Consider the following 23,765-nt stretch of genomic DNA (forward strand, 5'->3'; position numbering starts at 1 on the left):
ACTCTGTCAGAAGCCTTTGCTGAACCAGGCGGCTTCTGCATTTATGGATTAGGCAGTGCTCGCTAGGCAGCCCTGTCAGCAACTCAAGGGTATGTTTTCGCGTGAAAATTCTAGTAACCGGCGGCGCCGGATTTATTGGCTCTGCAGTCATTCGTCACATCATCTCCAATACTGCAGATTCCGTAGTCAATGTGGATAAGCTGACTTACGCCGGCAACCTTGAGTCGTTGGCCGAAGTGGACCAGAGCGCGCGCTATGTGTTCGAGCGCGTCGACATCTGCGATCGCGATCAGGTTGACCGCGTCCTTCGTGACCATCAGCCCGATGCCATCATGCATCTTGCCGCCGAGTCTCATGTAGATCGCTCAATCTCCGGTCCTTCAGAGTTTATCCAGACCAACATCATCGGCACCTATACGCTGCTGGAGGCTGCGCGCAATTATTGGAGCGCGCTGGATGAGGAGCGCAAAGCCAATTTCCGCTTCCACCATATCTCGACTGACGAAGTCTACGGAGACCTCGAAGGTCCGGAAGACCTCTTTACCGAAACCACGCCGTACCAGCCAAGCTCGCCGTACTCGGCCAGCAAGGCCAGTTCCGATCACCTGGTTCGCGCCTGGAGCCGTACCTACGGCCTGCCGACCTTGGTCACCAACTGTTCGAACAACTACGGCCCGTGCCACTTCCCTGAGAAGTTGATCCCGTTGATCATCCTCAATGCGCTGGAAGGCAAGCCGCTGCCGGTCTATGGTAAAGGTAACCAGGTTCGCGACTGGCTCTATGTCGAAGACCACGCCCGTGCTCTGTACAAAGTCGTTACCGAAGGCAGTATCGGTGAGACGTACAACATCGGTGGCCACAACGAAAAGCAAAACATCGAAGTGGTGCACACCCTGTGTGCACTACTCGACGAACTGCGTCCGGACTCCGCTCATCGCCCGCACGCCAGTTTGATCACCTACGTCCAGGATCGCCCGGGCCACGATCAGCGCTACGCAATCGATGCCAGCAAAATTCAGCGCGAATTGGGTTGGGTGCCTGAAGAAACTTTCGAAACCGGTATTCGCAAGACTGTCGAGTGGTACCTGAACAACACTGAGTGGGTAGCGCATGTGAAGAGCGGCAGCTACCAACAGTGGATCGACAAGAACTACACGGATCGCTCGAACAAAGCATGAAAATCCTCTTGCTGGGAAAAAACGGCCAGGTGGGCTGGGAGTTGCAACGCTCCCTGGCAACGCTTGGCGAGTTGATTGCCCTGGATCGTCATACGGTCGATGGTTTGTGTGGTGACCTGTCGGATCTCGACGCGTTGCGCGCCACGATCCGCCTGGTCAAACCCGACGTCATCGTCAACGCTGCGGCCTACACGGCTGTTGATAAAGCTGAGTCCGAGACCGAACTGGCCGACCGTGTGAACGGTCAGGCAAGCCAACTGATGGCCGAAGAGGCCTTGGCTCTGGGTGCTTGGCTGATTCATTACTCCACTGATTACGTCTTCAGTGGCCAGGGTTCTACCCCCTGGCAAGAGTCAGATGAAGTCTCCCCGGTGAATCAATACGGCGCCAGTAAGCTGGCCGGTGAACAGGCAATTACCGCGTCGGGATGCAAGCATCTGATCTTCCGCACCAGCTGGGTCTATGGCGCTCGAGGCAACAACTTCGCCAAAACCATGCTGCGTTTGGCCAAGGATCGCGAAACATTAAGTGTTATAGCCGACCAGATCGGAGCCCCGACGGGGGCAGACCTGATTGCCGACGTAACCGCGTTGGCCATTCAGCAAGTTCTGCAACGTCCCCAGCTTTCTGGCTTGTATCACTTGGCGGCCAGTGGTGATGTGTCCTGGCACGGCTATGCTAGCCATGTGATCGGTTTCGCCCAAGACAACGGCGAGCAGCTCGCCGTAACGGCGGTCAATCCGATTGAAACGACGGCTTATCCAACACCTGCGCGCCGGCCTCTGAATTCGCGTTTGAATACTCAGAAGCTGCGTGACAATTTTTCTCTACACTTGCCGGATTGGCAAAGTGGCGTAACCCGAATGCTTAGGGAAGTTCTGAATAAATGACCACGACAAATCGTAAAGGCATCATCCTCGCCGGCGGCTCAGGTACGCGCCTGCATCCGTTGACCCTTGGCGTGTCCAAGCAGATGCTGCCGATCTACGACAAACCGATGATCTTCTATCCGCTATCGGTGTTGATGCTCGCGGGCATGCGCGAAATTCTGATCATCTCTACTCCGGAAGATTTGCCCTGCTTCCGTAAACTGCTCGGTGACGGAAGCCTGTACGGCATCAAGCTGACTTACGCCGAACAGCCTAGCCCGGACGGCCTGGCGCAAGCGTTCATCATCGGTGAAGAGTTCATTGGTAAGGATCCTTGCTGTCTGATCCTGGGTGACAACATTTTCTACGGTCAGCACTTCTCGGACAACCTGCGCTCCGCCAGCTCTCAACAACATGGCGCTACCGTATTCGGCTACCACGTCTCCGACCCGGAACGCTTCGGTGTTGTCGAGTTCGACAAAACCGGTCGCGCTCTTAGCATTGAAGAGAAACCGCTGAAGCCAAAATCCAACTATGCAGTGACCGGCTTGTACTTCTACGACAACGATGTTGTCGAGATCGCCAAGAACATCAAGCCATCGGAGCGTGGCGAGCTGGAAATCACCGACGTTAACCGCGCCTACCTCGAGCAGAACACCCTCAATGTAGAAATGCTCGGACGCGGTTTTGCCTGGCTGGACACGGGGACTCACGACTCGTTGCTCGAGGCCAGTCACTTCGTGCACACGATCGAGCAGCGTCAAGGCTTGAAAGTGGCCTGCCTGGAGGAGATCGCCTACAACAACGGTTGGATTACCGCTGAACAGTTGGGCGCTCAGGCCGATAAGCTGAAGAAGACTGGCTATGGTCAGTACCTGCAAAAACTGCTGGATTTGGATTCCCTCTGAGTCGAGAGGGTTTACTTTCAAACCTAGCGTTTAATCCGTGCAAGCAGGAATAGCATGCCAGTAAAACATCCCAAGGTTGCAGTTTTGCTGGCTGCGTACAACGGAATGCAGTGGATTGAGGAGCAACTGGTCTCGATTCTCGGCCAGTTATCGGTCGACGTTACCCTGCACATTAGCATCGACCCCTCTACTGACGGCACCGAAGCGTGGTGTAAAGCTTATGCGGCTGAGCATCCAGCAGTTGTAGTGCTTCCGGATGCCAATCGCTTCGGCGGAGCATCGCGCAACTTCTTTCGGTTGATCCGGGACGTTGACTTCGATGGCTACGACTTCGTCGCCTTTGCCGACCAGGACGACATCTGGTATCCCGACAAGCTGCACAGAGCAACCCAGGCGCTGCAGGCGCGAGGAGTAGATGCCTACTCCAGTAACGTGACGGCGTTCTGGCCAAGCGGCAGAACCCAGCTGCTGGACAAGGCGCAGCCTCAGGTCGCCTGGGATTTTTTGTTCGAGGCAGCGGGGCCTGGCTGCACCTATGTCTTTAGAAAAAGCCTGGTAGAAGCCTTGAAAGGCTCGATGCTCGCCAACTGGCAGCAACTGCAAGGTGTAACTTTGCATGACTGGTACTGCTACGCCTTTGCGCGCAGTCATGGTTACCGTTGGTATATCGACCCGTTACCCAGCATGGATTACCGGCAGCACGAGCGTAATCAGGTCGGTGCCAACACAGGTCTGAGTCCGTTGATCGCTCGTTACAAAACCATTCATGACGGTTGGTGGTTCGGTCAGGTTCGCCTGATTGCAGATCTGGTGGGGCAGGGGACGAAGCCCTTAGAAGGCGTCTTGCTACAATTACGGCGAACGGAACTGATGAAACTGTCCTTCAGTGCCTGGCAATGCAGGCGTCGGGTACGGGACAAGATTTTCTTCTTTTTTATCTGTTGGGTCACCGCATTGATAGGAAACAAAGCTCAATGACAGCCCCAAAGGTATTGGTCACGGGGGCAGGCGGTTTCGTGGGTGAGGCGCTGGTTTTCAGGATGTTGGTGGACAAACAGTTCGCTCCGATCGCAGCCGCTCGCGGTCTCACCCGGTTACAGGGTTTATGCCCGGTTGTACCCTTTGATCTGAATGATCCTGAAGCCTTGTCTGAGTTGAAGGATGTAAGTGCGGTCGTCCACGCGGCGGCCAGAGTTCATGTGATGAACGAAATCGCCTCTGATGCCTTGGCCGAGTTTCGCAAGGTCAATGTGGAGGGCACTCTTCGGTTGGCAAAGCGCGCCGCTGAATCGGGAGTCAAACGCTTCATCTTCATCAGTTCGATCAAGGTCAATGGCGAAAGCACCCTGCCAGGCAAGCCGTTCAAGGCTGACGATACTCCGGCTCCGGTGGATCCTTATGGCGTGTCCAAGCACGAGGCTGAACAAGCCCTGAGACAACTTGCTCGTGAAACGGGAATGGAAGTGGTGATTATTCGCCCGCCATTGATCTATGGGCCGGGGGTTAAAGCCAATTTTCTGAGTATGCTGCGCTGGCTCAACAAAGGTATTCCGTTACCGTTGGGAGCGGTCCGGAATCAGCGTAGTCTTGTGGCGATCGGAAACCTGGTGGACCTTGTAATCACCTGTATCGATCATCCTGCCGCAGCGAACCAAACCTTTCTGGTCAGTGATGGCCAGGACTTGTCCACAACTCAAATGCTACGTCGCCTGGGCAATGCGCTCGGGACGAAGGCCTGGCTCTTGCCATTGCCAGAGTGGTTGCTGGTAGTGGCGGCTTCGGCATTGAGAAAGCAATCCGTTGCTCAACGGATCTGCGGGTCATTGCAGGTCGACATCAGCAAAAATCGTGAATTATTGGGGTGGACACCACCCATCAACATGGATGAAGCCATGCGCCAAACCGCAGGTCACTATCTGGACGCGCAGACGAAATGACTTTTTTGTGGCTGCTACTTGCAGTATTCGTTGTTTCCTGGGGGCTGACGCTTGTTTTACGTCGTTATGCTTTGTCCAAAAGCTTGATGGATATACCAAACGAGCGCAGCTCTCACTCTGTGCCTACTCCTCGGGGTGGAGGTGTAGCTATTGTTGTCTCCTTTCTGTTGGCGCTTCTGATCCTTCGCGGTCTTGATTTGATGAGCCTGGCGACGCTCTTTGGTTTGCTGGGGAGCGGCCTGTTGGTCGCGCTTATCGGTTTTGCCGATGATCACGGGCATATCGCTGCAAGGTGGCGCCTGTTAGGCCATTTTGCTGCCTCGATATGGGCGTTATATTGGCTGGGAGGCTCTCCTTGCGTCACGCTCTTTGGCGCTACCCTTGATCCAGGGTGGATTGGGAATATTTTGTTTGTGCTGTATTTGGTCTGGATGCTGAATCTTTACAACTTCATGGATGGCATTGACGGCTTGGCCAGTGCTGAAGCGATCAGTGTCTGCCTCGGAATGTTGCTGGTCTATTGGTTTGGCGCAAACCTCGAACTGGCGTGGGGGCCTCTGGCTCTGGTGGCAGCGGTCGCGGGTTTTCTCTGTTGGAACTATCCGCCGGCGAAAATTTTCATGGGAGACGCAGGCAGTGGTTTTTTGGGGGTTGTATTGGCAGGGATGTCCATTGAGGCAGCCTCCAAGTCGCCTGAGTTGCTCTGGAGCTGGTTGATCATGCTTGGCGTTTTCGTTGTTGATGCGACGTGGACCCTGATGCGCAGGCTTTTGCGAGGTGAAAAAGTATATGAAGCCCACCGCAGCCATGGTTATCAATATGCCTCTCGCAAGCACCGTAGCCATAAAACAGTAGTGCTGGCATCGATCACTATTAATTTTGTATGGCTCATGCCGTTATCGATCGCTGTAGCAAGTGGGTGGATTTCCGGATTTTTTGGTATGGTCGTCGCTTATGCTCCACTGCTATTTATCGCATGCACCTACAAAGCTGGAGAGTCGGAGCAAGTAGTGTAATTAAAAAGCGTCAGAAACACATATCAACACAGGTTTGCATGGTTGCCTCTCTTGTAGAGCGTCTTGGGATGTACCTGCCGCTGATGTTGTGATATTTGCAGGTCGCTAAGTTGCATTGGTTAGGGGGTTCGATTTTAATGAGTGGTTTATTCAGTATGGTTGCTTCAAAGATTTGGCAAGTCGTAACACGTTTTTTTCGAGGGCTGCGCTCTTTTTTGGCCAAGTCTAAAGCGTTCATTCGGCCCTTTTACCAAAAGTTTCCTTTCCTTGTGTGGATTCGTGTTCGTATACATTTGTTTTTCAAGCGTTTGCGCGAGAACATAATGTTAGTGATTTATTCGCGAAATAATACCAAGGCGATACAGGCTATATTGAATCGTCGTTTTTCACGGTTCCAGAACTCGTCGGTCGCCCAGGCGCAACCCGTTATTGATGTGTCGGTGGTGACGTTCAATAGTGGCAAGTGGATTGATGGTTTTTTTGAATCGTTAAGGGCGCAAAGTTACCCGCTCAGCAAATTCAATATGTTCTTTGTTGATAACGGATCTTCGGACAGCACCCTCGAAGCATTGCAGCGTTGGCAGGCATTGCTTGGTCAGGAAGTGGCTGGTTTCGACATTCTGGAAGGCGACAATGTCGGGTTTGGTGCCGGGCATGAAAAGGCAATCCATAAAGGAAGCTCTGAGTATTTTCTTGTTAGTAATGTGGATATCGTTTTTGCCAAAGACTCTATAACCAGAGTGGTGGCCGATGCTTTGGCTGATGCCAAGGCTGAGGTGGCATCCTGGGAGTTGAGGCAGGCACCTTATGAGCATCCTAAATATTACGATCCGGTAACGTTGGAAACCAACTGGTCGTCCCATGCTTGCGTGCTCGTAAGAAGGTCGGCTTACGTTGAAGTCGGTGGATACGAGCGCGAGATCTTCATGTATGGCGAAGATGTCGAGCTTTCCTATCGCTTCAGGTCCTATGGATACCAACTCAAGTATTGCCCGTCCGCCGTCGTCTATCATTATACCTATGAGCATGAGCATCATATAAAACCGATTCAGTATACCGGCAGCACGCTGGCCAATGCTTATATCAGGCTACGCTATGGGAATTTGAGCGATAGAGTGGGTGGCTTTATCTTGCAGTGCCTGCTTTTGCTCCGTCCGGAACCCTATGCTGGTGCCCGTCGCGATGTGTTCAGAAACTTCGGTGTGATATTCAAGAAGGCTCGGTATTTTATGCAGGGCAAGGGGCCGAGTGAAAACTGCTATTTCCCTTTTCGGGGCTTTGATTATGAAATGATCAGGGATGGGGCGTTCTGGGAAGTGGGTGAGCCATTGGCCGATTACCCTCTTGTTACTGTGGTTACTCGAACTTACAAGAATCGAGGAGAGTTTCTCAGGCAGTCCATGATGTCCGTGCTTAATCAGACGTATCCGAATATCGAGTTGATAGTCGTTGAGGATGGCGGTTCTACGATGAGCTCGGTTGTGGCTGATTTCGAGTTTCCGGAGGGAATGAGTGTCAGTTACTACTCCCTCGATAAAGTCGGTCGTTCGGTTACCGGTAATTATGGTCTCGAAAAGGCAGCCGGAAAATATTGCATGTTTCTCGATGATGATGATTTGCTTTTTGCGGATCATGTCGAGGTGCTTGTTGGTGCGTTGGCGAAAAATTCTGATGCGGTAGCGGCCTACTCATTGGCATTGGAAGTCGGCACTGTTGCCAGTGGCGTGGAAGAGCAATACTTTGAGGTTAGCCATGCTGTACCTCCGATTCTCAAGCAAGAATATGACTATGATGTTCTGTTGGATCACAACTTTATAGCGATCCAGTCTCTCCTTTTTCAAAAGGATCTCTACTTGCAGCGAGGTGGATTTCAAACCGATATGAGCAGTCTCGAAGACTGGAATCTTTGGTTGCGCTATGGTTACGGCAATACGTTTGCTTATGTGCCAAAAACAACGTCTTTGTTTAGAACTCCTGGTGACCCCTCTGTACGGGTGGAGCGGCATATGCAGTTGCATGAAGCTTATTATATTGCCAAGAATCACGCAGTGAAAACGTGTAAGAGTTATACCTGAGTTCGTGCTTTAGCAGTTTTTGGTATTGAATTTTGTGAATTGAGTCATTCCGTGTGAGTGGCTCTTTTTTTTGTATTTCTCTACTGATGGAGCTCTGGCTGGTTGGTCGATGTCGTTGGTTTTGTATACAATCTGTTGGCTCTTTATTGGTTTTTTGCTCCTCAATATTCTGGTTTTTTGTCCAGGTGGATGGGGGCAGCCCTTTAAATAAGCAAATCAGGCTGTTTCGGGAGGGGCGCAAGCCTGGGTCAGGATGGTTTCGAGCGGTGCACCGTCCTGTGTCCCGTCAACGATTCGGTCCACCGTGTACGTGCCTGGGTTTGAGGTGATTTTCGCTCTTGGCGGTAGGGGCTTGAGCCTTTTTTGTTGGGCGCTGCGGCTAGGCCATAGGTAAGAACCCCGGTATTTCTGAGCTATTTTGAATGTTAAGACCAAAAAATGTTATAAATCAGTTTTGGTTGGTTTCGCGCTTGTTTGCTCCGGGTCAGTGACCGCGCTTGTGGTTCGCTCGGCCCAAGGGGGCTAACGTCGTCGACGTATAGTCGTCGCTGGAACCAGGGAGTGGTCATTTGCAAGTGTTACCCTTTTATGTAGGGCTATGGTTGTAGCCGTCTTACAGGGTGTTCGGATTAGTGCAGATAATTTACTCGATTGGAAGTGCGTTGCTGAGAGTCAGCATGCCCATAGGATTTTTTGACGCATATGCTAAATATTAGTGATTTGTCATCAGTGGACAAACAAAAAGTCTTTGACTATCTCAAGTGGAACAGTTTCCGTTCCGAAAAGTACAAGGTTTTATACGTTAGTACCCCCAAGGTTGCGAGTACTTCCCTGAAGTGGTGGTTTGCGTCGCTGGAAGGTTGTTCGCAGGCCTTGCGTGGCGTCGGTGAGGCTGCGGGTAGCAATTCTGATCAAGTTGTTCACGAGTTTCACAAGGTTGCGCCCCATGTCAGCGGGCTGGAAATAGACGACCTTTTGGAACCTCTTCTTTCTGATACATATTTTCGATTTGCCGCCGTACGAAACCCTTATGAGCGCATCTTCTCTGCATGGCAGTCGAAAATACTGTTGCAAGATCCGCAGCAGGTCGCATCGTATCCAAAGTTTGAGTTGTTACAGCAGCCGGTAAAAAGCGCAGCGGATATTGCTTCGGCTTTTGAGGCGTTTCTGGAGTATCTCGCTAGTAATAGCGCATCTTCACCTGAAAAAGATTTTTGGGCGCCTCAAGCCACGCTATTGCGTCCGGATCTGATCAATTATTCCTTGTTGGTCAAAATTGAAAGTTCCCCTGAACTCCATAAAGCATTATCGGAGCACTTCGGTGAGCAGGCCGCCGATCCTTTTGCAGAGCCTTCACCAAGTGAAAATGTCATTCCCTTCCTTCCTGATTTTATAACGGAACGAAGTGCGAATTTTATTAAAGGGTTGTATGCCGAAGATTTTGATGTCTTCGGATATGACAGGCAGGTACCAGAACGTACAGAAGCGTTTACGGTAGAGCAGTTGGATCTCGCGTTTGACGCGGCCAGGCTGATTCGGGAAAGTCGTCAACAAATAGGTGCGCGCGCCCTTCAAATCCAGGACTTGACTCAACAGATCGAGGATTTGAATCAGCGAATTGCGTCATTGAATCCGACTCTGTTCGAACGTGAATCGCAGTTAAAAGAGCTCATGGGTTCTTTGGTTAAGCGTGACCGGCATATCGCCAGTCTTGAGCAATCTGTGGGTGTGCTCAACAGGCAGTTAGTCGATCTCAAAGCCGTTTTGGTTGATCACGAAAAAGAGAATGTCAGTCTGAAGGCTGATCTGCTCAAGACGCAGCAGGAACTCCAGGCATTACTCTCTTCGCATTCCTGGCGTTTAATGTCGTCTGTGCGCATGGTTTCAGGGTTTGTGCGAGAGTCTGTCCATAACGTCAGAACGCTGACATGGAGTAAAGTTGTCGACTCGTTAAGGCGTCGTCGAGAGCTTTATAACGAAAACACTCTTCGTGAGATTCAAGAAAGCGGGTTGTTTGATCCGGAATATTACCTGGCCAATAATGCAGATGTGCGGGCAAAAAGCACTGATCCACTCAAGCACTACATGCTCAAGGGCTGGATAGAAAATCGCAATCCTTGCGCCGCTTTCAGTCCTTCGGATTATCTGTTGGCTAACCCTGATGTTGCCGAGGCTCAGGTTCATCCGCTGCTTCACTACATTCAATGCGGACAGCTCGAAGGTCGTCCAATCAGATTGCCAGTTCGCATTTGCGAAATGACGGCGGTCAAGCGTCGTCCCGTCGGGCGCAATGCGGTTTTCAATCCGTATGGTGAATATACACCGATACCGGTCCTAAAGGCTGTGCTCGAGGCACAGATCGAAGCCGTCAAAAAGTCAGGATTGTTCGACGAGAAGTACTACCTTGCGATGTACAGCGATGTACCGGAGGTCTCGGTAGATCCGCTCAGGCACTACTGTGAACAGGGCTGGCGCGAAGGTAAAAATCCTTCCATGGACTTTGATACGCGCGCCTACCTGGCACTTTACAAAGACATTCAACACATTGGTCTCAACCCGCTTTGGCATTACATTGTCACTGGCGCGGCGGAGCATAGAATAGCGGTACCGGACGCACTCATTAATCACGAAAACGACATCCGTTTTGGTGAAGTTAACAGCGACATCAAGTTGCTCGCGTTCTATGTATCGCCTGACTGGGAGGCGTTGCGTAGTGCCAGATTCGCTGCCAAAGGCAATTCGCAGCGACCACGCCCTGACAAGATGCTTGGGTTGTATGATTCGTTGGATGGGCGTGTGCTCACCCAGCAGGCACTCAGTGCCAAGAGCCATGGCTTGTTTGGCTTTTGCTTCAAACTGAGCGCAGATTCGGTTGTGCAAGCGTCGCCACAGCCTCTGGACATTTTTCTTGCCCATACAGAAATCGACTTTAATTTCTGCGTTCAAATAGATTTGCATCAGGAAGGCCTGGCGAATAACTTGATTACGCCTGTTGTTGCAGTTCTAGCTGATAAGCGATGTGTGCAGGTTGATGAGCGACCCGTCATCGTGGTTAAGCTCAATGAGTATGACGAAGACATCGTTGATTCAATTCGCAAGCTACGTGAGCGTTTGAATGAACTGTGTGACGGCGTGTACTTGATTGCTCAGTTTGGCTTCGCGGGTTCGGAAGAGTTGGCGCAGGACCTGGATGGTTTGTGTGACGCCGCGCTTGATCTTTCTGCAGATCCTGTGCCGGGCGAAACTGGCGTATTTACACCGCAAAACAAGAATGGAATAGATACCGTTCCGTATAACCTTGTTGCTTCGCAAGGGATCGTGCGAGCGCAGAAAACACATCTTCGTACTACTCCGGTTTTCCACGCGATTTCATTGGGGCGTGATGAAACTGCGCTTAAGCAATATTCTCCTCTGGTGTATTCGCGCTTTCACATTCGTGACTATGGACGTTGGCTTGACGCGGCGATCAGAGGCGCGAGAAAAGTTCTCCCCGAGGATCGCCGTCTACTGTTCGTGAATGCCTGGAACAATTGGCAGGAAGGACTTTTCCTTGAGCCAGACAGTATCACCGGTTTTGGTCGGTTGAACGAAACAACACGCGCTTTGCTGGATATTGACTCCAGTATCATTATGCCAAAAGTTTCGGTAATTGTTCCAAACTATAATCATGAAAGCTACCTTGCTCGTCGGCTGGATAGTATTTATGGGCAGACTTACAAAAATATAGAAGTTATCCTGATGGATGACTGTTCGACTGATGATAGCCGTTCGGTGTTAACTGGTTATGCGGAAAAGTACCCTGATGTAACGCGCTTGTTATTCAATGAGACGAATTCGGGTGGCGTTTTTCATCAGTGGGCTAAGGGGATCAAGGCGGCCACAGGTGACCTGGTGTGGGTCGCTGAAAGCGATGACTACTGTGATGAGCGTTTTCTGGAGGCGCTTGTCAGTTGTTTTGATGATGAAGCGGTCATGCTTGCGTACTCGAAATGTGAGTTCGTAACCACCGACGAAGTTGTTATGCCGGACCAGTTCCTTAACTATGTAAGTGATCTGGAGTGTGCGAATAAATGGGCGGGTTCCTATGTAAGCACGGCGCATAACGAAGTGCGCGCGGCGTTGGGTATTAAAAATACAATACCTAATGCCAGTGGCGTGCTTTTCAAGCGTCCCGTTGATATGCCTCTGCTGGATGATCAGTCGTGGTTGTCAATGAAAGTTGCCGGTGACTGGGTCTTCTATTTGCACATCCTGCGCGGCGGAAAAATTGCTTACTCCACTGAGGGTACAAACTTCTTCCGTCGACATTATGCAAGTACTGCCAACACCACTTATCGCAAAGAGGTCTTTTATCGCGAGCTCGGGGTGGCCAACAGAACGGTTCAGTCCCTCTACAATGTTCCGATGTCGGTGCTTGAGGCTTGCGAGGAATCCAGCAAGAAGCTGTATGACCACTATGTCGGGGGCTCCGCAGAAGAGTTTCTACGCTGGTATGACCATGATTCGATTGTTCGTGCAAGGGCTGACCGACTGCCGAACGTGATGGTTTCCACCATCGGCTTCTATCCGGGCGGTGCCGAAATTCTTCCGATTCGACTTGCAAACGAGTTTAAACGCCAGGGTATTTCCGTTTCCTTGTTTAGCGCCGGTATACCAAAACGCGAAGACGGTGTTCGCAAGATGCTGAGAAACGACGTGCCGGTGATCGAGACGTCGAATATCGAATCAGTGAAAGAGATCATTCATGATTTCGGAATTGAAGCACTTAATAGCCACCAGTGGTACGTTCAGAAGTACCCGGTCGATGTCCCGGATGTTTTTTCCGAGCTCGGCGCCCACGTGGCTGCTCTGCACGGGATGATTGAACATGGCAATGGAGTGACTGATGAACAGTTGCGCATTGCTGACAAAGGTGTCAGTACATGGGTCTATACCGCTGAGAAGAATCTTGTTCCTTTCTCGGACATCTCGCTGTACGACAAGTCTTCTCCCCGTTTCGTCAAGGTTCCTAACGGGTTGCAGCCGCCGGAAATCGTTCCAATCTCGCGCGTGCAGATGGGTATACCGGAGGATGCTTTTGTATTGTGTTGTGTCAGTCGGGCAATTCCCGATAAAGGCTGGGGCGAAGCTATCCAGGCGGTAGAACTTGCGCGATCACTTTCCGGTCGGGACATCCGTATTATATTGGTCGGTAATGGCCTGGTGTACGATGAGTACTGTCAAGCAGGTGCGCCGGACTTCGTTTACCTGGCTGGCTTTAGTGATAACTCCGTAGGCCATTATGCTGCCGCGGACATGGGCATCATGTTATCGACCTTCAGGTCCGAGAGTTTCCCTCTGACCATTGTCGATTGCCTGTTTGCCGGCAAGCCATACATTGCCACCGACGTTGGCGACATCAAAAACATGTTGACGATAGAGAGCGGTGTTGCAGGGGAGATTATCGAGTTGGAAGATTGGGTAGTCCCAATCGAGAGCACGGCCCGCGTGATTGCAGCGTTCGCGACAGATGAACGGAAATACCAGGAAGCCGTCGGCTTGGTGAAAGGCGTTTCCAGTCGATATCGAATTGACGCCGTTGCCTCTCAATATCTTCGTTTGTTCGAGCGTGACATTCAGCAGCACAGGGCGGAGTCGGCGAAGGCCGAAGGCTCTGGCATGACTGTTAAAGACCTGTAGCCGGACTTGCTGTAAGCAGGACAGCTAGCGTTAAGGGGAGGGCTCACAGGGCAGGTCCGGCTGATTGCCAGGCCTGCACTGAGAGCGAGACGGGCGTCTCCGGCAATTTGGTAAGCCGCCTCTCTTGACGTATCATTAGCTGTCACAGTGTGTTCCGTTAAAAATTAAAGTGTAGGTCGTTGCAATGGTTGCTAAGGATGGGGAAGGTCACGCCCGCCTTGTCTGCTGCTGCATAAGGCGGCAGTCCAACCATTTCAAGCGCTGGAGGGCAACGTTGAACAATTCCGAGAACACTTCCCCTAATCCCGTTAAGCGGTCCCTGGTTTTGGGGGGGCGTGGTTTCATAGGCACCCACTTGATAGACGCATTGCTCGATCAGGGGCATTTGGTGCGCTGTTTCGATCGTCCCAATGTGGTGCCGTTGGGTGAATCCCACTCCAATCATCCTAATTTCGAGCTTTGCGAAGGAGACTTCACCAGTGAGGCCGAAGTCGCCAAGGCATTGGAAGGTTGCGATGTTTGCTATCACCTTGTGTCTACTACACTCCCCAAGTCTTCAAATGCTGATCCCGTCTTCGATGTGGAGAGCAATGTCGTTGCGACCATCCGCCTGCTAAACCTCGCGGTGAAGTCCGGCCTGAGGAAGATTATTTTTATCTCCTCCGGTGGTACGGTGTATGGAGAGCCTACGCAAGTACCTATTCCAGAAACCCATGCTACTGACCCGGCCTGTTCCTATGGAATTGCCAAGTTGGCGATCGAGAAGTATTTGGCGCTTTTCCATCGCTTATACGGCCTTGACTATACTGTTCTACGTCTTGCAAACCCCTTTGGTGAGGGGCAGCGCACCTATGCTAGCCAAGGCGCGGTTGCCGTATTCCTTGGCAAAGTCCTGCGTGGCGAGACGGTTGAGATTTGGGGCGATGGCACGATTGTACGCGACTACATTCATGTCTCTGATGTGGTGAGAGCGTTGTTGGCATCGTCAGCGCGATCCGGTGAAGAGCATGTGTTCAATATAGGTTCAGGGCGCGGACATAGTCTCAATGAGGTTCTTGACGCGATCGAGAGGGTCGCGGGGCGAAATGCAAGGCGTCAGTACTTGTCGGGTCGCGGATTTGACGTACCTGTCAGTGTCCTGGATATCGAGCGCGCCAAACAGTCTTTGGGGTGGGTCCCTTTCGTGAGTTTCGATCATGGATTGGAGCGCTTTGCCGCTTGGTTATTGGATAATCCGGAGTCAACACATTGATTTAACGATGGGGCTGCAATTATAAGCCCGGTCAGATAATTCTCAGGTGCGCAGCTCAAAATTTCCGGTTGGGGCATCCGCCATGGAATTGAGAGGCGCGTGAGGATTAAGAATGGCACATGCTGTGCTATTCAATATATTGAAGGTAGGCCATAAACAAGAGCGCCGATTTGTTAGATATGTTTGTACTCACGAACATATCTAACAAATCGGCGTTCTTGTTTCTTTTAGCTTAATGAAGGTTACAGGCACGGAGGAAAATATTAGTTACCAAAATAAGCTCGGGTAACTGTTTCCGGATCTGAATCCATTTTTATTCTGCCGTGCTCCAGCCAAATGACCCGATTGCATGTATGCATCACCAGGTCACGGGAGTGGCTGGCTATCACCAAAATGCTGGTGGCTTGGACCAGTTCGTTCATCCGAGCTTCTGCTTTGTGCTTGAAGCCTTCGTCCCCTACCGACAGCCATTCATCCATGATCAATATTTCAGGTCTGATGGTCGTCGATACCGCAAAGGCCAAGCGCAAGTGCATGCCGGAAGAGTACGTGCGTACCGGCATGTCAATGAAGTCGCCCAGTTCTGAAAACTCAATGATTTCGTCGAGTTTTTCTGCAATATCGCTTTTTGTCATCCCAAGCAGGATGCCGCGCATGAAGATGTTTTCCCTGCCGGATGCCTCCGGGTCTATCCCTAATGAAATATCAATGAGGGAAGCGACTTCGCCGCTGATACTGGCGGTGCCAGCGGAGGGGGCGTATACACCGCTCAGCAGTCTGAGCAATGTGCTTTTGCCAGCGCCGTTATGACCGAGCAATCCAACCCGCTCTCCGTCATTGAGGGAAAAAGTAAGGTCTTCCAGTGCTCTGACGATCACTCGACCTTGATCGTTGGCACTGAGTTTGCCGCCTGTAGCGACTTGAATCAGCCGCTTTTTCAGAGAGCGAGCACTTGCGTTATAGATAGGGAAATCAACGCATGCGTTATGAAATTCAATAGAAGCCATAATAGTTTTCTTCTTAGAGCCAATAAGCAATGCGACGTTTATAGAGGCCATAGATGATGATCGCTATGCACCAGCCAAACAGAGCCATGCCCCCGGCCACGCACCAGCTAACAGTGCTCACATCCTGTCCGAGCAAGGGGGCCCTGACTATTTGAACGAGGTGATAGATGGGGTTCAAATCCAGTAAATAGGTGCCGGCTCGTCCTGGTAGCAGGCTTGGAAGCCACATGATTGGCGTCAAATAAAAGGCAATTTGCAAGACGCTCGCAATGATCTGCGGGAGGTCGCGATATCGAGCGCATAAAAGGCTCAATATCAAGCTGATCCATGCCAGATTGAGAACAAGCAGCGCAAAGCCCGGGACACTCAACAGTGCTCCAAGACCCAATGGTTTCTGAACAGCCAGCAGCACAAGCGGGAAAATGACGATGTTGTGCGCGAGGATCAAAGTATTGCGCCATATCGTGCGTAAAATATGCACGAATAATGGGATGGGGAGTTGTTTGATAATGCTTTCTGCGGCAATGAGGCTGGTGCAGCCCTCTAACACGCAGGTAGAAATAAAACTCCAGAGAATCATACCTGCTGCAAGAAATGGCAGAAAGTCTTTCATGGGGGAGTTAAATATTTGGCCAAATACGAGGCCAATAGTACCAATCATAACGCCCATGCTGATGGTTAGCCAAAACGGTCCGACAGCAGAGCGCCTATACCGTTGACGTACATCCTGCCATCCGAGCATGCCTACCAGAGAATAGCGCTTTACAGCCGTCGCTATGTCTGCCATGGCAGCGGCAATTGAGTTGTTTAGCATTCGAAATACCGGGTTGTCAAAACAGTCGATGATTGTAATCTTGTAGGAGGGTGTAGTGTCACTTTTTCCATCCCGTCTAGTTTCCAGTTTTTTACGATCGCGGGATCTACTCCACGTAGAATGCCCCCGCTGCAAGGAGGGGGGTAAAGTCTGAAGCGGTTTCGTATGGCGTGCGCGTACTCGGTGTGCTCGCTACCATGACAAGCTTGAGCTATTCGTTCAGAAAACAGTGCATGTGTCGAGCGATTCAGGTGTGCTAATGCTCAGAAATAAAGTTCCTGCCGGATGATTTGCACTTTTTCTATCATCCCACGGTCAGAGGTTAACTCCCAAGAAATTTCCTACATTCCAGATACGCATATTGAGCCAGGTCGCAGCGTCTGGTCGTAAGTGCCCCACGTAAATCGCCTGCTCGAAAGGGGTCAGAGAGATTGGCTGATGGTTGCCGACGAGCAGCTCCACAGCCGCAACGTGTCCTGGTTTTCGACCGGGTTTCGCGTCCTCGCGTTGTCTGTCCGGCAGACCGGTCAGAGGGGCGAATTATAGCGGCGCTTTGAGTAAAATGCTCGTTCCTGGGTCCTGCCCTGTGCAAGTATTGGGCGATCTCGTCCTCATTGTGGTTACAATGCCGATCGACGACCGCGTAAAAGGAGGGGGCTACGGGCTCGAAAGCTTGAATGGATAAAATACGCAGAGTGTTGCTTGGTTTGCCTCGCAGGCAAAAAAGACTGATACAGGTCGCCACCGATGTGGTTTTGGTGTGGGTTGCTTTGTGGCTGGCCTTTATCGTCCGCCTCGGCATCGACGACATGTACAATCCGCTAAAGTCGCATTTCTGGCTGTTCGTCAGTGCCTCGATTATTGCCATTCCCCTTTTCGTACGCTTTGGCATGTACCGCGCCGTCATGCGCTACTTCGGCAATGATGCGCTGATTGCCATCGTCAAGGCGGTCAGTCTGTCCTCGCTGATCCTCGCCGTGGTGGTCTACTGGTACAGCAATCACCAGGCCGTGGTGCCGCGCTCCATCATCTTCAATTACTGGTGGCTAAGCCTGGTAATCATTGGCGGCCTGCGTCTGTGCATGCGTCAATACTTCATGGGTGATTGGTTCACCGCTGCGCAGCATGTACCGTTTGTCAATCGAGACGATGGTTTGACCAAGGTCGCCATTTACGGCGCAGGCGTGGCAGGCAATCAGTTGGTTGCAGCGTTGCGCATGGGCCGCGTGATGCGCCCTGTGGCGTTCATCGATGACGATTCCTCTATCGCGGATCGTTCGATTGCCGGGTTGCGGGTCTATAAGCCCAAGCATATTCAGCAGATGATCGACATGACCGGGGCTCAGGAAATTCTTCTGGCGTTGCCGTCTTCGACCCGTGCGCGGCGCAGGGAGATTCTCAATTTTCTGGAGGGTTTCCCGCTCCATGTGCGCAGTGTTCCGAACTTCACTGATCTGGCCAGTGGTCGGGTCAAGGTGGATAACATTCAGGAAGTCGACATTGCTGACCTGCTGGGGCGGGATTCGGTACCGGCTCAGCCTGATTTGTTGGCTCGATGTGTCAAGGGCAAGACGGTTTTGGTGACGGGGGCGGGCGGTTCGATCGGTTCCGAGCTTTGTCGGCAGATTTTCTCCCTTGGACCGACCACGCTGTTGTTGTTCGATCATAGCGAATTCAATCTTTACAGCATTTTGTCTGAGCTCGAGCATCGTATTGCTCGTGAGTCGTTGCCTGTCCGGTTGTTACCGATACTGGGGTCGATTCGCCATCCCCATAAACTTCTGGATGTAATGAAGACCTGGAGCGTGGACACGGTTTATCACGCGGCGGCCTATAAGCACGTGCCGATGGTTGAGCACAATATTGCCGAAGGTGTGCTCAACAACGTGATCGGGACGCTCAATACCGCTCAGGCTGCATTGGAGGCTGGTGTTGCAAACTTTGTGCTGATCTCGACCGATAAGGCCGTACGCCCGACCAATGTCATGGGTAGCACCAAACGGCTGGCCGAGTTGACCTTGCAGGCCCTCAGTCGTGAGTTGGCGCCGGTGTTGTTCGGGGACAAGTCCAATGTGTCCCGGGTCAACAAGACCCGTTTCACCATGGTGCGGTTCGGTAATGTGTTGGGCTCGTCTGGCTCGGTTATTCCGCGCTTTCACAGCCAAATCAAATCGGGCGGGCCCTTGACGGTTACCCATCCGAAGATTACCCGTTACTTCATGACCATTCCCGAGGCGGCACAGCTGGTAATACAGGCCGGCTCAATGGGGCAGGGTGGTGATGTGTTTGTGCTGGACATGGGCGAGCCGGTCAAGATCATCGAGCTGGCGGAGAAGATGATTCACCTGTCTGGCTTGAGCATTCGCTCGGAGAAAAATCCGCAAGGCGATATTGCCATCGAGTTTACTGGGCTGCGTCCCGGGGAAAAGCTTTACGAAGAGTTGCTGATCGGCGACAACGTGTCCGCTACCCAGCACCCGATGATCATGAGTGCCAAGGAGGACCATTTGCCTTGGGAAGTGCTCCAGCGCAACTTGATAGAGTTGCTGTCTGCCGTTGAGCGGGATGATTATTCGCGGGTTCGCCAACTTCTGCGTGACACTGTCAGTGGTTACGCCCCGGATGGTGAAATCGTCGACTTGATTTACCAGCAGCGTCGCCTCGAACCTTGATTGTTACACGCTCTGTAACAGACACATTTTTGACAGAGTTGCCCATGACCCAGATTTGGGGGCAGCTTCGCAATAGCTGTTCTTCTTATCGATGTCATGGAGCGTCACTTACGTATAAAGGCTGCTTCTACTCTCTGGTTTTTGCCTTGATGACTAGCGCTTCTATTGCCCAAGACACCGGCAAGGCGATTCCGGGGAAAAGCGTGACAGGCTTGAGGTGAGTTGATTCGTAGGCGCGAGTGCCCGAGTCCGTTTATTGGGCAACGTTTTTTGTTTGTGCTTGTCCTTGTTCCATTGGGCTTTGTCAGGTGTGATGGTTTTGCCCCCTCCCATGCAAATGCTGCGTAGTCTGATGATCAGTGGCGACGGTCTATTTTGGTCGTACTGGAGTAGAGCGTGGCTGTCACCGCTTTAACCTGCACCACGAGGACAGCTTTCGCGGCCTGCCCGCGATGGCGTCCTGCGTCCCCTTCATCACCGAATACCTCGGACGACTTCTTGAAACCACTCAGCTAGCGCTGAGCCATCATCTCCAGGTGTTCGCTGTAGTTTTCGATCTGTGCTTTGCAGATGACTACCTACCGGCATTCGATTATCTGCGTAAGAATGTTTGGCAGTAACCCGCCGGTCAGCACGTCCAGGAAAACTGCGAATGAGTCTCCGGATGTGCTTGAATACGCCCTGACTACCTGATCTGAGCCCCATATGAGCCTGATGAGCTTTTCCAGGGAGCGTTGCGCGAGTAATGCAGAAATTGGCTTTCGTGAGGTGTTCGCGGCGGCTAAAAACACTAGAATGAGCGGCTGGAATGATCGTTTTTGATCGATCCGCTGTTTTTTTTGAATTAAATATTTATTTGAAAGGAATGTCTGGTGCTGAATTTTTATCGAGTTAATAAGTTTTTTTTATTGTGGCAGGTTTTTTGCGGGGATTAAAGGGTTCGCTTTCTTTTGGCGGGTTCTAAATATTCTATTAAAGTAAGTATGATTAGGGTTTATTGAAATGTGGCGCAATCCAAAATACTGGCTGGATGGTGAGCCAATTCAAAATTTCGGCGATTTTTTGTCGGATTTTTTTATGCAAAAACTTTTTTACAGTGCGGGCATGCAGGCAGACTCCATTAGGATTGTCGGTAGCTGTATGGATGACGAGTTGTTGAAGAGTGAATCAGAGTTTGATACTCAGCAGGGTATCCGAACTATTTATTGGGGATGTGGGCTTCGGCACGAAAATAGTTTAACCGACAAGAGTCGTGGGCTTGTCGATATTCTGGCCGTTCGAGGCCCTTTGTCACGATCAGCATTGCGGTTGGGGATAGAAACTCCAATGGGGGATCCGGGGTTGCTTCTCCCTGCGCTTTACACCCCAAGCTCTTTGCCTGGAATTAAGGGTGAGACCCTCTTGGTTCCTCATTTTCACGATATCAGAACGGACGATGAGCTCCTTGCATTAAGTGGATGTAGTGCGATCCTTAGGCCAAATATAAATAATGATACTCTTTGTATTTTTGAATTTATTGATCGTTTAACGACTGCAGAATTTGTTTTGTGCGGATCATTGCATGCGGCGATTGTAGCGGCGGCATATGGGCGTCGTTTTGGGTTCTGGAACAGCGATTGTGTTGATCTGCCTTTTAAATGGCAGGATTTTGCGGCCTCGATTTCCATGTCTTGCGTTTTTCACGATAATGTTGAGCAGGCGCGATCTCATTTCATTAGCGAAATAGAACCGAAAATATCGATCCCGGTCCTTTGGCCGCTGCTGGCTGTTGCGCCATTTGCTGTGCGTCCAGAAGCCATGGTAAAGGTTATGGAGTTCGATGTAAGAAGGCATGGAGTGTCCGCTCTTCAGGTTGCAGCTCCATCGCTTGCCGCAAATAAGGTACAGTCCGCAATTCTTCAGGTTAACTCGCTTTCAGCTAATTCTCTAGTTGCGCTGCAGAAAGCGCAGGGTGATTTGCTGGAGTTAAGCGCTGCTCGCGAAGATGCCTTGCATGAGTTAGAGAGAGTTCGTGCAGAGGCTGCTAATGCTACATTTGAAAGGGATCTCGTTGTCAGTAGTACAAGTTGGCAGATTACGGCGCCTCTTCGTAAAGTTGGGGTGCGTTACCCGGTGGTGGGTCGCACGTTTCGTCGTTCACTCAAGATTCTCTGGTGGACGCTCACGATGCAAATTGGCCATAAATATCTTTTGTGGAAAAGAAAACGCACCGTGGTGCCAGTGATTTCTGCGGATGCTGACACTGCCCAAGTACAGCAAGTGGTTGCTGCCAAGTCAGATTTTAACTTGGAAAGTGCATTTGTGTGCATGTATGGGGAAGCGCCAATTTACTTCCCGCCGGTAGAGGCTCCTGTAGTATCGATAGTGATACCCGTTTATCGAGAGCTAGGTGTTCTCAAAAATTGCCTTCGCTCAATTTCCATTGGTCTTGAGGGTGAACCGTCTTTTGAAGTTATTCTCGTCGACGATTGTCCAGAAGAGCAAGTTCTGTGGGGCATACCGGATAGCGGGGGGTTATTTAAGATTTCAAATTCGGAAAACTTGGGTTTCTCGCTTGCATGTAATCGAGGCGCCGAAGTGGCGCGCGGGCGCTTCATCTGTTTTTTAAATAGCGATACAATCGTATATTCTGGATGGCTTCGTCATTTAGTTGATGCGCTCGAGGATGTCCCGAACGCAGGGCTTGTTGGTGGAATGCTATTGAATGTTGATGGTTCTATTCAAGATGCCGGTTGGCGAATGCTTCAAAGCGGTCAGGGTTATCCTATTGGCCGTAACAAAGATGCCAGAAACGGAGCCTTTACCTATCGTAGGGAGGTGGACTGTGTTGCTGGCACATGCTTTTTGATGAAGACATCTTTATTTCTAGGCATGGGGGGGCTCGATGCTCGTTACGCTCCTGCATCTTATGTAGATTTTGATCTTGCGTTCCGTGTGCAAGAGCGCGGGTTGAAGGTTATTTGCGAGCCAAAAAGCCGTATCGTCCATCTCGGCGGCGCATCATATGGGGATGCGAAGGAGAGACAAAATCAGATAAGTACCATCAATCAGGCGAAGTTCTCTGAGCGTTTTGCAACTGTTTTACCCATGCAGCCGAGCGGATCGGAGGATGAGTTTTTACTGCAGCAGGTGTCTGATGAGCGGCCAGTCTTTCTAGTTGTTGAATATAGTGTACCGCAGCCGAATCGTCATGCAGGCGATGTCACCATGAGTAGCTATTTATCCTTATTGGCGTCAACTGGATGGCGGGTCGTCTTCTGCCCTGTGGAAGGAAGGGCAGAAGGCCCTTCAGCCGATAATCTTGAGCGTCAAGGTGTCATGTTGATTCGATCACCTCAGACCCTTGAATCATGGTTAATGGAAAATGGCAAATACGTGAAGGAAGTGTGGTTGGCACGACCTGAAATTGCTGAAAATATCATTAATCCGTTACGAAATTTAACTTCTGCTCGTTTGACATATTACACTCATGATTTGCATCACGTGAGGCTTGAAAGAGAGGCGGAGTTATATGCTGACCCTGATAAATTTGCTGACGCAAATCGGATGAAGGAAGCAGAACTCTCGGTGTTTTCGAGTGTAGATAAAATTATATCGCCAAGTGCCGATGAGGCTGAGGTGATACGACGTTTAGTTCCTGATAAGCCTGTTTTCGTACTGCCGCCATATTATTATGAGGCTCATGAAATTTGTCGTCGCGACGCTGCTCATTTCGAAGGGTTGACAGACATAGTTTTTGTCGGGGGGTTCCCTCACGCTCCGAACGTGGATGCAGCGCTATATATAGTAAATGAAGTAATGCCGCGTGTATGGGAGAAGCGCCCAGATGCCCGCGTGGTCCTTGTTGGTTATGCGCCCCCAGCTGAAATTCTTGCTCTCGCTGGTTCTCGTGTCGTAGTGACAGGCCAGGTACCAGACGTCAAACCCTATCTCGATCGTGCGCGTATGGTGCTTGTAGCGCTTCGTTATGGTGCAGGAGTAAAAGGTAAGACAGTGGATGCTTTGCGTGAGGGAATTCCAGTGGTTTCGACTCAGGTTGGCGTTGAGGGGGTTGGTGTGACATCTGGCCTTGACGCCATAGTAAGCGAGAGTGCGAATGGCCTTGCAGAAGGTGTTCTGGATTTACTGTCCGATACCGCGCGCTGCGCTGAATTGTCTGCTGCGGGAGCTGATCTGATTATGAAGGGGTTCTCCCGTGCCGCTGCGTGTCTTGCAATTGACGAGGTGTTTCGGGCGTGATGGCATGCTTCGGCTTTTTGAAAAAGTTGAAGCGGGCGCATAAAAAAATATTGCTTCACCCTCGGGGGTGAAGCTCTTGGGTTGCTTAAATGAACCGAGCAAGGGTATTGGAATCAACA

13 protein-coding genes are annotated in these 23,765 nt (G+C 51.1%); 11 read left to right on the forward strand and 2 right to left on the reverse strand.

The features are described from left to right. Nucleotides 1-101 precede the first annotated feature (101 nt). The 9 genes from rfbB to ACSQ87_RS09560 all read left to right on the forward strand — a co-directional run bounded on the left by rfbB (nt 102) and on the right by ACSQ87_RS09560 (nt 14,914). Nucleotides 102-1,178 (forward strand): dTDP-glucose 4,6-dehydratase, encoded by a 1,077-nt coding sequence (gene rfbB, locus ACSQ87_RS09520; RefSeq protein WP_223430747.1) that lies wholly within the window; start codon nt 102-104, stop codon nt 1,176-1,178. After that, on the forward strand, nt 1,175-2,068 hold the full coding sequence (gene rfbD / locus ACSQ87_RS09525) for a dTDP-4-dehydrorhamnose reductase (protein WP_223430745.1): 894 nt from the start codon (nt 1,175-1,177) through the stop codon (nt 2,066-2,068). Before rfbB ends, rfbD begins: the two co-directional genes overlap by 4 nt. Beyond that, complete coding sequence (gene rfbA, locus ACSQ87_RS09530; protein ID WP_150655192.1) at nt 2,065-2,955, forward strand: glucose-1-phosphate thymidylyltransferase RfbA; 891 nt, start codon at nt 2,065-2,067, stop codon at nt 2,953-2,955. Before rfbD ends, rfbA begins: the two co-directional genes overlap by 4 nt. Before the next feature lie 54 nt (nt 2,956-3,009). After that, the gene (locus ACSQ87_RS09535) at nt 3,010-3,933 is read left to right on the forward strand and encodes a glycosyltransferase (protein ID WP_223430743.1); all 924 of its coding nucleotides are present in this window, start codon (nt 3,010-3,012) and stop codon (nt 3,931-3,933) included. After that, nucleotides 3,930-4,892 carry a UDP-glucose 4-epimerase family protein gene (locus ACSQ87_RS09540; RefSeq protein ID WP_223430742.1) on the forward strand — a complete coding sequence of 321 codons (963 nt, stop codon included), beginning with the start codon at nt 3,930-3,932 and terminating at the stop codon, nt 4,890-4,892. Before ACSQ87_RS09535 ends, ACSQ87_RS09540 begins: the two co-directional genes overlap by 4 nt. Then, entirely contained in the window at nt 4,889-5,908 is a 1,020-nt protein-coding gene (locus ACSQ87_RS09545; protein ID WP_223430741.1) for an MraY family glycosyltransferase, read from the forward strand. Before ACSQ87_RS09540 ends, ACSQ87_RS09545 begins: the two co-directional genes overlap by 4 nt. A gap of 137 nt (nt 5,909-6,045) precedes the next feature. Beyond that, entirely contained in the window at nt 6,046-7,983 is a 1,938-nt protein-coding gene (locus tag ACSQ87_RS09550; protein ID WP_223430739.1) for a glycosyltransferase family 2 protein, read from the forward strand. 729 nt (nt 7,984-8,712) lie between these two features. Then, the gene (locus tag ACSQ87_RS09555; protein WP_223430738.1) at nt 8,713-13,662 is read left to right on the forward strand and encodes a glycosyltransferase; all 4,950 of its coding nucleotides are present in this window, start codon (nt 8,713-8,715) and stop codon (nt 13,660-13,662) included. 274 nt (nt 13,663-13,936) lie between these two features. Then, nucleotides 13,937-14,914, forward strand: coding sequence for an NAD-dependent epimerase/dehydratase family protein (locus tag ACSQ87_RS09560; protein WP_223430737.1), 978 nt, complete (start codon nt 13,937-13,939; stop codon nt 14,912-14,914). Nucleotides 14,915-15,177: 263 nt separating this feature from the next. On the opposite strand, the gene ACSQ87_RS09565 is transcribed toward ACSQ87_RS09560, so the two are convergent. Both ACSQ87_RS09565 and ACSQ87_RS09570 read right to left on the reverse strand, forming a co-directional pair. Beyond that, a complete protein-coding gene (locus tag ACSQ87_RS09565) occupies nt 15,178-15,921 on the reverse strand; it encodes an ABC transporter ATP-binding protein (protein ID WP_150655198.1) in 744 nt (247 codons plus the stop codon). Nucleotides 15,922-15,934: 13 nt separating this feature from the next. Beyond that, nucleotides 15,935-16,735 (reverse strand): ABC transporter permease, encoded by an 801-nt coding sequence (locus ACSQ87_RS09570; RefSeq protein WP_223430736.1) that lies wholly within the window; start codon nt 16,733-16,735, stop codon nt 15,935-15,937. Between the two features lie 677 nt (nt 16,736-17,412). Here ACSQ87_RS09570 and ACSQ87_RS09575 point away from each other — a divergent pair. Together ACSQ87_RS09575 and ACSQ87_RS09580 are read left to right on the forward strand one after the other, a co-directional pair. Beyond that, entirely contained in the window at nt 17,413-19,407 is a 1,995-nt protein-coding gene (locus ACSQ87_RS09575; RefSeq protein ID WP_223430735.1) for a polysaccharide biosynthesis protein, read from the forward strand. A 1,002-nt stretch (nt 19,408-20,409) separates the two neighbouring features. After that, entirely contained in the window at nt 20,410-23,646 is a 3,237-nt protein-coding gene (locus tag ACSQ87_RS09580) for a glycosyltransferase (RefSeq protein ID WP_223430734.1), read from the forward strand. Nucleotides 23,647-23,765: the final 119 nt, after the last annotated feature.

The sequence above is a fragment of the Pseudomonas sp. LjRoot277 genome, assembly GCF_964253845.1.
Classification (GTDB): Bacteria; Pseudomonadota; Gammaproteobacteria; order Pseudomonadales; family Pseudomonadaceae; genus Aquipseudomonas.